The following is a 12823-nucleotide window of genomic DNA, read 5'->3' as shown; positions in this document are numbered from 1 at the left end:
ATAAAAAAAGGATAATCAATGAAAGTCAGTATTTGTGGCTGTGGATGGCTCGGATTACCGTTAGCATTATCATTAAAAAGCCAAGCGATTGAAGTATGGGGCTCTAAAACAACGATAGAGGGCGTCAATGTATTACAGCAACTAGGCATTAATGGCTGCTTATTAACATTGCCATTAACTGAAGAGATGAATCCAACAACAATCCAATTTTTAACAACGGATGTGTTGATTATTGCAATCCCGCCTGGCCGTAGAAATCTTGAACCTCAGGTTCATATTGAAAAGATCATGTCATTAGCAACCGCAGCAAAGAAAGCTGGGTGTCAGCGGATTATTTTTATCAGTACTACGTCGGTATATGATCCACTACAAGGGGAGGTGTTAGAAACAACCCCAATACATCCTAATTCCGCTTCTGGACAATTACATTACACATTAGAACAGCAATTACGTCAGCAATGGCAACAACAACTGACAGTATTACGTTTATCTGGATTGATTGGACCGCAACGGCATCCGGTGACGTTTTTATCTGGTCGTCAACAATTGAGTGCAGGTAAGCAGCCCGTTAATTTAGTGCATTTAGATGATTGTATTCGTGTTATCTCAGCCATTATTGCGCAGCACCCTTCGATGCCAATCATGCATTTAGCCGCCAGTACACACCCTAGTCGTGAACAATACTATACTGCGATGGCGATTAAATCACAGCTGCCAATTCCTGAGTTTAGCGATGATAATCATGGCGTTAATGGTAAAAAAATAAATTCAAATCAGACTCTTAATACCTTAAGTGTAGTGTTGCAACATGATGACTTATTATTAGGTACACCACAAATTAGCTTAAAATAAGCAAAAAAAAACGCTGAAATAAGTATTTCAGCGTAAAAAATTACAATTAGGAGTTAAAGCAGCAGTAGTAGCAATTTAAATTACAGATGTTGTGTTTGACGGCCTGAAAAACATAATAATCATCTATAATTTTAATTCTTATATAATCAGACTGCGCGTTAGTAAAAGAGTTCATTTTAATCTTAGAAAGATTCAATTATTTTATTGAAGGATATGTTGACTCTTCTTATGTCTGCGTTTGATAGCATAAAAGTCGTGATGGCAGATAAAAAAATCCCGCTGATAAGTATCAGCGGGAAGGAGATTATCCAAAAATACAATTAGGAGTTAAAGCAGTAGTAACAATTTAAATTACAGATACTGTGTTTGACGGCCTGAAAAACACATTAATCATCTATAACTTCAATTCTCATATAATCAGACTGCACGTGAGCGAAAGAGTTCAACTTAATCTTAAAAAGATGCAATTATATTATTGAGGGATGAAATTACTCTTCTTATATCGATGTTTAATCGCGTAAAAACCATGGCGACAGATAAAAAAATCCCGCTGATAAGTATCAGCGGGAAGGAGATTATCCAAAAAAATACAATTAGGATTTAAAGCAGTAGTGAATTAAACATTTAATAAAAAGTATTATTGCCATGCAAAATAGCGGTTTATCAAATTGAATACATAAGTAAGAGTACCGCTATAAGATAAAGTTCAAAAAAAAATAGTTTTATTTGAAAATGATATTTTGTAGCGCTTGATTGCCGTGTAGATAAAGAAAACCCATCAACAAATATTTGTTAATGGGCTCTGAAGTAAAAACTTCTAAAAAAAGCAGTGGTATTCGTAAGACATTATTTTTTCATATTGGTTCCAATCTTATTTTATAAATTATGGTTTTTTTTGTCATTGATTATAAAGCGTTTAATTGATTTTTACGTGACGAAATAACAAATTGTGATGTAGCGCATTTGTTAAATGTTATGGTCTTGTGTAATATTCAAACAAGCGTTTTAATCGGGGCTGATTATATGAAACAACAAGCAACGACGAAGAATCGAATACTGGATACTGCTGAATTATTGTTTGCAGCTCGTGGTTTTAAAGCAACGTCATTACGTGCGATTACGACAGCTGCGGGGGTTAATCTGGCCTCAGTTAATTATCATTATGGCGATAAGAAAGGATTAATTCGTGCGGTATTAAGCCGTTATCTTGAACAATTTATGCCAGCATTAGAAATGGAATTAGTCACGTTACATCAGCGTGATGAGTTTTCTATGGAAGAGGTATTTTTCTGCGCTAAACAGCCATTGTTAACTTTGGATACTTGCAAGGCTAATGGTACTACTATTTTCATGTCTTTACTTGGCCGCGGCTATACCGATGTACAAGGGCATTTACGGTGGTTTATCACCACTCATTATGATGAAGTTATTCAGTTATTTATTAGCGCTGTACGTCGTGCCCATCCTTGTTTAGATCCTGAAACATTATTTTGGCGATTACATTTTACCCTTGGTGCTGCAGTATTTACGATGGCATCAAGTACAGCCCTATGTGAAATAGCTGCCAATGATTTTTCTAATCAGATCCAAAGTGACGATTTAATTAATAGATTAGTGCCTTATCTTGCGGCAGGCGTTGCTGCACCAATAGAACTGAATCAGTCTTTTGTCGTCAATATTAGCGGTTAATAAACCATAAATACTCGCCATTGAATCACAAAAGGATATGCATTATGAGCTCGTTATCAAGCATGCGTAAACGTTATATAAGTGATCCTGTTTTTAAACGGTTTAAAACATTATTACCCCCACTATCTAATACTGAAAAAGAAGCAATGGAAGCCGGTAGTGTGTGGTGGGATGGGGAGTTATTTGGTGGAGATCCACAATGGCAAACATTGCTTGATTACCCTAAACCAATATTGACACAAGAAGAACAACACTTCATTGATACAACATTGCAGACTTTATTAGCAATGTTAAATGATTATCAAATTGTGCAGCAGCAAAAAGATTTACCTGAGGACGTTTGGCAATTTCTGCGTCGTGAAAAATTCTTTGCATTAATTATTAGTAAACAGTATGGCGGTCTTGATTTTTCTGCTCATGCTAATTCAACTATTGTGGCACAAATAGCAACCCGTAGTTTAAGTGCTGCGGTTTGTGTAATGGTACCTAATTCACTTGGTCCTGGTGAGTTACTTACCCACTATGGTACTCAACAACAAAAGGATTATTGGTTGCCTCGTCTTGCTAATGGGGCAGATATTCCTTGTTTTGCATTAACTGGCCCTGAAGCGGGATCTGACGCTGGCGGTATTCCTGATGAGGGAATAGTTTGTTATGGCGAATATGACGGCGAGCAAGTTATTGGCTTAAACCTCACATGGAATAAGCGTTATATTACGCTTGCGCCTGTTGCGACGGTACTTGGGCTGGCATTTAAAATGCAAGATCCTCAAAGCTTACTTGGTGATAAGGTTGATTTAGGTATTACTTGTGCGTTGATTCCTGCTGATCATGCTGGCGTTGAGATTGGTGAGCGGCATGATCCTCTTAATATGGCATTTATGAACGGTCCTACGCGCGGTCATAATGTGTTTATTCCATTAGACTGGATCATTGGCGGCCAAGATTATGCAGGAAAAGGTTGGCGAATGCTGGTGGAGTGTTTATCTGCGGGACGTGGTATATCCTTACCCGCTTTAGGAACTGCTGTTGGGCATTTAGCCGCTAAAACAACGGGAGCTTATGCTGTTGTTCGAAAGCAGTTTGGTATGCCAATTGGTAATTTTGAAGGTGTCGCACAAGCATTAGGTCGTATTGGTGGCTTTACTTACATGCTAGAAGCCGCTCGAACATTGACGACCACAGCATTAGATATGGGACAAACACCTGGCATTGTGACTGCTATTGCTAAATACCATATGACGGAGATGTCTCGAACCGTTTTAAATGATGCAATGGATGTGCATGCTGGACGGGCTATTCAATTGGGGCCAATGAATTATTTGGGTCATCATTATTTTGGTATTCCAGTGGCAATAACGGTTGAGGGAGCAAATATAATTACCCGTAATCTAATGATCTTTGGTCAAGGTGCAACCCGTTGTCATCCTTATGTATTAGATGAAATGGCGGCAGCTGCAAATCCTGATGCAGAACAAGGGATGAAAGATTTTGATAGTTTGTTGATACAACATATTGGTTTTGCAACTCGCAATATAATTAAGTCATTATTAAACGCAGTGAGTGGTAGTTGTTTTAATCGTGCCCCTGTTAGCGGTGAAACGCGACATTACTATCGTCATTTAAGCCGTATGTCAAAAGCGCTCGCGGTTTGTGCTGATATATCAATGTTGAGCTTAGGAGGCGAATTAAAACGTCGAGAGTTATTGTCAGCTCGCTTAGGTGATGTGCTTAGTTATTTGTATTTAGCGTCAGCAACATTGAAGCGATTTGAAGATCAAGGACGCCAACAACAAGATCTACCGTTAGTTGATTATGCATTACAGCATTGCTTGCATCAATGTGGCGTCGCATTTGATGAAGTGTTTACAAATTTTCCTCGTAAAGGGGTTGGGCGCACATTACGCTTATTAACATTTCCATTAGGTATACATTATTCAGCGCCAAAAGATGCGCTTAGTATCAGTATTGCATCATTATTAATGATACCAAGTGTGCACCGTGATCGATTAACACATTTATGTTATGTCGGAGATAAGAATGATGATCCCGTTGCTATTATGGAACGTGCATTTATTGCATTGCATGAGATCAAACCTTTGGAGCGTAAATTAATGCAAGCAACACGCAATGGTGAGATCCCACGCAAGGCTTTATTAAATAAGAAGTTACAGTTAGCTTTGGATGCGGGAGTGGTCACAGAAGAAGAGATCAAAAGGATAGAAAATGCAGAGCAACTAAGGCAGAAAGCGATCCAAGTTGACCATTTCTGTGCTAACCATTTTAATAACTAAGTTTGCTACCAGGAAAGGCAACTTAGGGTACTTAGTCTTTGATATATAAACCTGGATTCTCCCGTGTGCCACGTTAATACGTGGCACTTTTTTTGACCAAAATTTAGTGTAACACCTCCAACCACTACGATTTTTGCTCATTTATGGCATAAATTTAATGCGTATCTGTCATTAACCTTTTATCCTATTCACAATTATGTAAGGGAAGTTGAAAATGATCATCAAACCTAAGACTCGTGGATTTATTTGTACAACAACGCACCCTGTTGGTTGTGAAGAAAATGTAAAGCAGCAAATTGCTGACACTAAAGCACAAGGCCCAATTGCAAATGCACCTAAGCGTGTATTAGTTGTAGGTTCTTCTAGTGGTTATGGCTTGTCATCTCGTATTGCTGCGGCATTTGGCGGTGGCGCTGCAACAATTGGTGTTTTCTTTGAAAAACCAGGTACAGAGAAGAAGCCAGGTACTGCAGGTTGGTATAATTCTGCGGCATTTGACAAGTTTGCTAAAGCTGAAGGGCTTTATTCAAAAAGTTTAAATGGTGATGCTTTCTCTAACGAAGCAAAACAAAAAACAATTGATTTGATTAAACAAGATCTTGGTCAAATTGATATGGTTATTTATTCACTGGCATCACCAGTACGTAAATTGCCAGAGACTGGTGACGTGATTCGTTCATGCCTAAAACCTATGGGTGAAACGTACACAACAACAGCGGTCGATACCAATAAAAACGTATTAATTGAAACCAGCATTGAACCTGCAACAGAACAAGAAGTTGAAGATACTGTTACTGTTATGGGTGGCCAAGATTGGGAACTATGGATTGATGCGCTAGCGAATGCTGATGTATTGGCTGATGGTTGTAAGACCGTTGCCTTTAGTTACATTGGTACTGAGCTTACATGGCCAATTTACTGGCATGGCGCGTTAGGCAAAGCAAAAATGGACCTAGATCGTGCCGCGAAAGAGCTAAACACCAAGCTAAGTGCGACAGGTGGTTCTGCAAATGTTGCTGTGTTAAAGAGTGTTGTTACACAAGCAAGCTCTGCGATTCCAGTTATGCCGTTGTACATTGCAATGGTATTTAAGAAAATGCGTGAAGAAGGCGTACATGAAGGCTGCATGGAGCAGATTTTACGTATGTTTAAGCAACGCTTGTATAAAGAAGATGGCACAGCACCTGACGTTGATGCAGAAAATCGCCTTCGTTTAGATGACTGGGAATTGCGTGAAGATATTCAACAGCATTGCCGTGATCTATGGTCAACAGTAACTAATGACAACTTATATGATGTTGCTGATTACCAACAATACAAAGATGAATTCTTGAAGCTATTTGGCTTTGGTGTTGATGGTATTGATTACGATGCTGATGTGAATCCTGTGGTTGATTTTGACGTAGCAGACATCTAATAATCGCATCATAAAATAGATATTGAATAAACCGCCAGTGATGGCGGTTTTTTTATATCTGCTCTTTTTTCTATCTGTTAAGCGGATAGTTAATGACTTTTATTGGTGAAATTTGTAGATATATTAGTGAAAGATATTATTGGTTCACAACAGAGCATTTACTATGAGAACAACGTTTGATCGCATTCGCCATGCTATTGGTTTTGAGATTATTGGTCTGATATTGATGGTGGGTATTTTAAGTCAATTTGGGTTTGAACTTGGACATGTCGGCATTATGGGGATATTTTTTTCTATTGTAGCCACAGTATGGAATTACTTATATAACCTATGGTTTGATCGGTTAATGTATAAAAAATATAACGTGACTCAAAAAACAATGTCGCAACGGATAGTACATAGTTTAGGTTTTGAGGTTGGATTATTAATTTTCACTATTCCAGTTTTAGCATGGGTGCTGAATGTGAGTTTATGGCATGCGTTAGTGTTAGATATTGGTATGGTGATATTTTATTTATTCTACGCGTATGGATATAATTTGATTTATGATCGTGTTTATCCTATTGATGTATAATAATTTTATATTTTTCAGGTATTAAAAAGCCAGCATAAAAGTGCTGGCTAATAAATCAGAGAAAACGATTAATCATTAGCTTTTTGGTAGTTCGATAATGAAAGCGGCACCTTCAAGTTCAGAGTCTTCAACATGAATCTTACCTTGGTAGCTATCAATGATTTCATTGCAAACAGAGAGACCAATACCTTGTCCCGGATTGAGTTGATCTGCACGTACTCCACGTTGGAAAATAGCTTCACGTAAGCTAGGCTTAACACCTGGGCCATCATCTTCAATGATAATAATGAAGGAATCACTATTTTCAGTAACGGATAATTTCACTTGGCTAATGCAAAAACGAAAACTGTTTTCTAGCATATTGCCAAATAATTCCATTAAATCATCTTTATTAATGGGTAATTTTAAGTCGTCATCGAAGTGATAATGCAACGTCGCGTATTTATCGGCATAAATCTTATTTAACATTCGATTAAGACTAACGACGATAGGTTTAAGCTCGACATTACTTTTTTGTAACCCTTGTTGACCTACCATGGCACGTTTGAGTTGATATTGTACCAAATCATCCATTTGGCTGATTTGTTCCATGATACGCTGATTAAGTTCGCGGCGATCTAAAGATGAATCATCAAGCAGGGCATTAGTCGCAGCTAAACGTGTTTTTAAACTATGGGCAAGATCATCCATTGCGTGACGATAACGTCCTTGCTGATCGTTACTGATGCGGCTAAGTCGATTAACCGCCATGGTGACTTCTTGTAACTCCATTGGATAATCATCATCAAGTTTTTCTCGCTTCGCTTCTGTCATTTGATCTAACTGAGAGGCTAGTTTCCGTAGCGGTTGAAATCCCCAATGAAAAGCTGCGATAAGGAAGGCAACTGCAATTAAAACAAACAACCCTAAATAGAAAGCCGTACGTTTATGCAGTTGTGATAAGGAATATTCGTAAGCATCAGCAGAACGCAAAACCACTAATTGATAAATGGTGCCATCTTCTTGATTACGAGTAAGATTATAAGCAATATAATCTTGATGATTCTTCATTTTAATCAATGTTGGTGTCGAAATATTTTCTGGTAAATATCGACAAACATCATGTAAATTGGCTTTTGATGATTGATTTGAAACCCAAGTTGTTTTATCACTTTGATCACAGACAACAGCAATATAATCAGTATCAGAAGGATCGAGAGAATCTATCCATTTATCAACATCTTTAATTAATCCAGCTCGATTAAGTTGGGCTACTACCATTGGCATTTGAGCAACAAGTTCTGAGGAATATGATGCCATATAACTTTGAGAGTAAAGTTTATTGATAACCGCAGCTAGTGCCGACGTCACTAAAGCAATAATAGCGACGGAAGTAATCAATACTCGTTGTCTTAATCGAGGCTGGAAAAATCGCTTCATTGAGCACTGATTTCAAAAATATACCCTTGACCACGAATGGTAGAGATAGGGTTATTTTGTCCTGTTTTAGTGAATTTTTTGCGCAGGCGACTGATCATTACTTCAATGGTATTTGGATCACCTTCTTGGTCTTCATATAGCACATCAAGTAAGCGTTGTTTTGAGACCACTTGGCGGCTATGGCGCATTAAATACTCTAATAAATCATATTCAAATGCAGTGAGTTCAAGCAGTTCGTCGCAAACATAAACTTGTTTTGCGAGCAAATCGACACGAATATCACCCGCGGTCATTTCTGGTTTAACAAAGCCAGCACTGCGACGAACCAGGGCACTAAGGCGAGCAACCATTTCTTCTTTTTGAAATGGCTTAACAAGGTAGTCATCAGCACCTGCTTCAAGCCCCGTTACTTTATCTTGCCAGTTTGAACGTGCAGTTAAGATCATGATGGGCAATCGTAGACCTTTCTTACGCATGTCTTTAATTAAACTGATTCCATCTCTATCAGGTAAACCGATATCGACAATAACAATATCATTGGGATAGTTCTGTGCAAAAAACAGCCCTTCTTCGGCAGTGTTAGCACATTGAACTTGGTTTCCTAGTTCGCTTAGTTGCGATTTTAGGTGATGGCTAAGAATAGCATCGTCTTCGACAATAAGAATACGCATGGTTTGGGCACCAGAGATAACAAATGGTATTGATAAGCTATGGTAAAGTATCAACTAATAAAGTGCATCAGTTATTGTTACCATAACGTCATGAAAGGGTATGCAAACTAGCGTAAATAGTATGATAAAAGATAGAATTAACGTTAGGCTAGTTACAGTTTAATGTGCGTATTTAGTGTAGATAATTTGACTGAATAGGGGCTGACTCATCAGTGAACTAATAAGCCCGCCCGCTATCAAGATTGTCTGATCATTATTATTGGAAGATAAAGATCAGCGTACCTGCGATGGTAAGTAATACGTTAGCAATCGCGTAGGTTCCAGCATAACCTAAAGCTGGAATCGTACTACGAGCATGCTCATTGATCATGTCCATAGCTGGCGCACAAGTACGCGCACCAATAATGGCACCAAACAATAATGCGCGGTTCATTTTTAGTACATAAGCACCAAATAAATACGCTAACACGACAGGAATAACACTGACCATTAGGCTGGTAACAAAGACGGTTAAACCAATATGTCCGATAGAAGCAAAAAGGTTAGAACCCGCGCTTAAACCTATACCTACCATAAACACCATCAGACCTAAATCTTTCGCCATATTTAGCGCCCCTTGTGGGACATAGCCAAAAGTTGGGTGGTTGGCACGTAAGAAACCTAACGTAATACCTGCAATCAATAAGCCCGCTGCACTGCCTAAACCAAAAGCAACATGACCAAACTTCATGGTTACTAAGCCCATTAATAGGCCAATAATAAAGAAGCAACAGAACGCGAGAAGATCTGCAATTTGGCTGTGAATAGAGATAAAGCCAATACGTTCAGCTAGCCCTAAAACACGACTTTTCTCGCCGCTGACTTGTAGAATATCCCCTTTATTTAATAGGATATTATGGTCCATTGGCATTTCAATTTGTGCTCGAACTACGCGGTTCAAGAAACAGCCATATTCAGATAAGTTTAATTCTGATAAACGCTTACCAGCTATACCGTCATTTTTAACTACAATTTCTTCTTCAACAATACGAAGATCGAGTAAGTCGCGGTCAAAAACTTCTTTACCGTTACGGAAACTAGGATCAAGCCGGGCATGGCTATCAGGGTAACCTACAAGTGCGATTTCATCGCCTTCTTGTAAAATAGCGTCACCATCAGGATTTGCTAAAATACCATTACGACGCACGCGTTCAATATAACAGCCCGTTTGGCGGTAAATACCCAATTCACGTAAGTTACGGCCATCGATCCAGTTAATCAGTTCAGGACCCGCACGGTAAGCGCGAATAATCGGTAAATACACTTTACGCTGCGCAACTTCACCAATACCGCGTTCACGTGCAATTTGTTGCGATGACTCGGCAAGGTTTTGTTTTTGCAATTTAGGCATTAATTTAGCAAGGAAAATTAAGCTAACTAAGCCGACAAGATAAGACATGGCGTAGCCAACACTTAAACTTTCGCTTAATTGTTTAATGACTGCAGGATCGGTAATACCCGCCAGACCTGTATTCAGTGCATCTTTTGCACCCACAAGGACAGGTGTTGCTGTAAGTGAGCCGGCCATTAAACCCGTTGCTAAACCGATATCCATGTGTAAATAACGCGCCATGGTCATGGTGATAGCAATCGATGAGAGTAGGACGACTAATGCGAGTAATAAATAGTGTTTACCGTCGCGGAAGAAGATGCCAAAAAAGTTTGGTCCAGCTTCTATACCAACGCAGAAAATAAACAGCATAAAGCCAATATTTAGTGCATCTGTGTCAAACGTAAAACCCGCATTACCAAATAATAAAGCAGTAAGTAGAACGCCAATAGAGTTACCTAGTGTCATCTTGGCAAAACGAATTTTACCGAGACTTAAACCAACAGCAAGGACTACAAATAGCAATAAAATATCATTTTGGTGTAGAAGAGCGGCTACATCAATGTTCACGACGGATTTCCGAAATAATGGAAAGATAAAAGTGAGGTAAATTCTAGCTGATTTTGAACAGAGGTTATAGTTTATATTATAAATAAATGGTGAAAATCCATTTTATAAACCAACTCTTCAAAATAATGGGTGCTTTTATTTCAGCGAGCTTTTTAAAGGAGCGGCATACGTTAAAAAATAGTGTTTTAATGATGAATAATAATAGCGGAATGATAAAAAAAGGCTGATATTGTCAGCCTTTCGATTAATCAAGCTTGAGGCTTATTTATAAAGAAGGTTATGTTCTTTTGCATAAGCTTCAAATTCAGTGCAACCACCAATGTGATCTTGATCAACAAAAATTTGAGGTACCGTTTCAACGGGTTTACCAACAGTTTTTTCTAGATCCGCTTTACTGATCCCTTCTGCGTGGATATCAACGTAGCGGAAGTTAAAATCGTCGCGCTCTTCTTTGATTTTTTCTGCTAATTCTTTTGCACGAACACAAAATGGGCAACCTGGACGACCAAAAATAACAACGAACATAAATTTCTCCTCATAATTTGTTATTACTATAACGCGGAGAAGGCAATAGCGAAAGCGGGTTTTTTCTGTTAAACCAATAGATAAAAGCGATATAGCAACCATAAATAAAAACAATATCCAACAACAAAAAGCCAAACACTGAGTCTGGCTTTAATATTGTGGTTTATTTAGAAATCGTAGCGAATACCTGCTTGTAATTCATCATCTTTTGTATCGAGTTGTTGGAATTTATAACCAATATAAGTGCGTAGCGATTTGTTGAACTTATATAGACCTTCTAGAGCAAAGTAATCTACTTCATCGGTAGTGGTATTATTCTGTTCTGATTGCTGAAAGTTATAAACACCTCGCGCCGTAAACTGATCAAAGGTGTAAGCGGCTGCTAACTCATAACCACTTAAATCAGCATCACCATGTTTACCATTAGCGTAAGTTGCGGCAGCATAAATGTTATTGAGTTGGTAACTCATAGCAAGGTTAAATTGGCGAGCATCAATATTAGCGCCATCATTACCATTAACGTAACCTGCACCCACATTTAATCCAAATGGGAACTGATATTGTGCTGCGATACCATAGCTATCGCTGTCTTTTAGGTTGTTATTATTTTCAGCGATGTAGTTAGTGGCAACTGCAATATTATTAAATTCACCAATGTATAAAAAATTGTTTTCTCGTTTGTCTTTATTACCAGCAACAAGGTCAACGGCATCTCCGCCAAAAGTCGATAAGATATCGGTGTAATCGGTCAGCATAACTTGTGCTGAATCCTGTTTACCGTAAGAAATCGTACCAACCGCAGTATCGAGACCAGCATAAAGATAACGAGTATCTACAGTACTGTTGTTATTATCTGAAATTTCAACTTCATATTTACCAAAGACTGCGAATTGCTCATTAATAACTGATTCGCCTTTTAATGCTAAACGCGCCCGGCTTTTATCTTTAAATTCATTGTCGTCATTATTATCACCTTTATTTTCTTTAGAAAGATTAAAGCGGGGTTCAGCTCTACCCCCAAGTTCAATATTGGTGTCGTTATTATCATAGATGGTGGCGGCGGTTGTTGTTCCGGTAAATAGACTTGTAAAAATAGCGGCGACCACTGCTGCATTTTTCATGGTTCATTCCTCATAGATTATTATACGGCTTCATTGCCTTTGAACTCTACGCAGACTAACGATGTACTATTACGCTTCTATTACGATGAGAAGTCACTTTTAGGACACGTGTTTTATTGTGGTGATCAACATTAAGTGTGAGTCAGTATTGATCTTGGGGCGATAGCCATTGAAATAGATAAAAACTTGTTTGTTATCAATATAGAGTTAAGCAATCTAACAGAATCTAATTTTAGACAGCTTATAAATCAGCGAACCTTGGTAAAGATGCAGCGAAGGTCAAATACGAGGTTTCTATGGCATAAACATTATTTAGAACAGG

General features: G+C 38.3%; 10 protein-coding genes. 5 read left to right on the top strand and 5 right to left on the bottom strand.

The features are described from left to right. The first annotated feature begins 18 nt into the window (after positions 1-18). From ACJZU6_RS10825 to ACJZU6_RS10805, 5 genes are all read left to right on the top strand, one after another. Positions 19-852, top strand: coding sequence for an NAD-dependent epimerase/dehydratase family protein (locus ACJZU6_RS10825; protein WP_080156706.1), 834 nt, complete (start codon positions 19-21; stop codon positions 850-852). A gap of 1023 nt (positions 853-1875) precedes the next feature. Beyond that, positions 1876-2541, top strand: coding sequence for a TetR/AcrR family transcriptional regulator (locus ACJZU6_RS10820; protein WP_408900255.1), 666 nt, complete (start codon positions 1876-1878; stop codon positions 2539-2541). A gap of 44 nt (positions 2542-2585) precedes the next feature. Then, a complete protein-coding gene (locus ACJZU6_RS10815) occupies positions 2586-4835 on the top strand; it encodes an acyl-CoA dehydrogenase (RefSeq protein WP_408900254.1) in 2250 nt (749 codons plus the stop codon). 214 nt (positions 4836-5049) lie between these two features. Beyond that, entirely contained in the window at positions 5050-6252 is a 1203-nt protein-coding gene (gene fabV / locus ACJZU6_RS10810; protein WP_408900253.1) for an enoyl-ACP reductase FabV, read from the top strand. A gap of 163 nt (positions 6253-6415) precedes the next feature. After that, positions 6416-6826, top strand: a complete 411-nt coding sequence (locus ACJZU6_RS10805) for a PACE efflux transporter (protein WP_080156703.1) — start codon at positions 6416-6418, stop codon at positions 6824-6826. A 75-nt stretch (positions 6827-6901) separates the two neighbouring features. Here ACJZU6_RS10805 and ACJZU6_RS10800 read toward each other — a convergent pair whose 3' ends face one another. The 5 genes from ACJZU6_RS10800 to ACJZU6_RS10780 all read right to left on the bottom strand — a co-directional run bounded on the left by ACJZU6_RS10800 (position 6902) and on the right by ACJZU6_RS10780 (position 12501). Then, entirely contained in the window at positions 6902-8245 is a 1344-nt protein-coding gene (locus tag ACJZU6_RS10800; RefSeq protein ID WP_080156702.1) for an ATP-binding protein, read from the bottom strand. Then, entirely contained in the window at positions 8242-8916 is a 675-nt protein-coding gene (locus ACJZU6_RS10795; protein ID WP_080156701.1) for a response regulator, read from the bottom strand. The genes ACJZU6_RS10800 and ACJZU6_RS10795 overlap by 4 nt, the downstream gene beginning before the upstream one ends. 256 nt (positions 8917-9172) lie before the next feature. After that, entirely contained in the window at positions 9173-10855 is a 1683-nt protein-coding gene (locus ACJZU6_RS10790) for an aspartate:alanine antiporter (protein WP_080156700.1), read from the bottom strand. A 261-nt stretch (positions 10856-11116) separates the two neighbouring features. Next, positions 11117-11380, bottom strand: a complete 264-nt coding sequence (locus ACJZU6_RS10785) for a GrxA family glutaredoxin (RefSeq protein ID WP_045035599.1) — start codon at positions 11378-11380, stop codon at positions 11117-11119. A gap of 167 nt (positions 11381-11547) precedes the next feature. Then, positions 11548-12501, bottom strand: a complete 954-nt coding sequence (locus tag ACJZU6_RS10780; protein WP_408900252.1) for a porin — start codon at positions 12499-12501, stop codon at positions 11548-11550. Positions 12502-12823 lie beyond the last annotated feature (322 nt).

The organism is Photobacterium piscicola (assembly GCF_046058925.1).
Lineage (GTDB): Bacteria > Pseudomonadota > Gammaproteobacteria > Enterobacterales > Vibrionaceae > Photobacterium > Photobacterium piscicola.
Note: the sequence above shows the minus strand (reverse complement) of the source record. Positions and strands in the feature narration are given on the sequence as shown.

Coding starts and splice junctions, on each gene's coding strand:
- ACJZU6_RS10820 (WP_408900255.1), top strand. CDS start 1,876: ATGAAACAACAAGCAACGACGAAGAATCGAATACTGGATACTGCTGAA.
- fabV (WP_408900253.1), top strand. CDS start 5,050: ATGATCATCAAACCTAAGACTCGTGGATTTATTTGTACAACAACGCAC.
- ACJZU6_RS10800 (WP_080156702.1), bottom strand. CDS start 8,245: ATGAAGCGATTTTTCCAGCCTCGATTAAGACAACGAGTATTGATTACT.
- ACJZU6_RS10815 (WP_408900254.1), top strand. CDS start 2,586: ATGAGCTCGTTATCAAGCATGCGTAAACGTTATATAAGTGATCCTGTT.
- ACJZU6_RS10785 (WP_045035599.1), bottom strand. CDS start 11,380: ATGTTCGTTGTTATTTTTGGTCGTCCAGGTTGCCCATTTTGTGTTCGT.
- ACJZU6_RS10780 (WP_408900252.1), bottom strand. CDS start 12,501: ATGAAAAATGCAGCAGTGGTCGCCGCTATTTTTACAAGTCTATTTACC.
- ACJZU6_RS10805 (WP_080156703.1), top strand. CDS start 6,416: ATGAGAACAACGTTTGATCGCATTCGCCATGCTATTGGTTTTGAGATT.
- ACJZU6_RS10795 (WP_080156701.1), bottom strand. CDS start 8,916: ATGCGTATTCTTATTGTCGAAGACGATGCTATTCTTAGCCATCACCTA.
- ACJZU6_RS10825 (WP_080156706.1), top strand. CDS start 19: ATGAAAGTCAGTATTTGTGGCTGTGGATGGCTCGGATTACCGTTAGCA.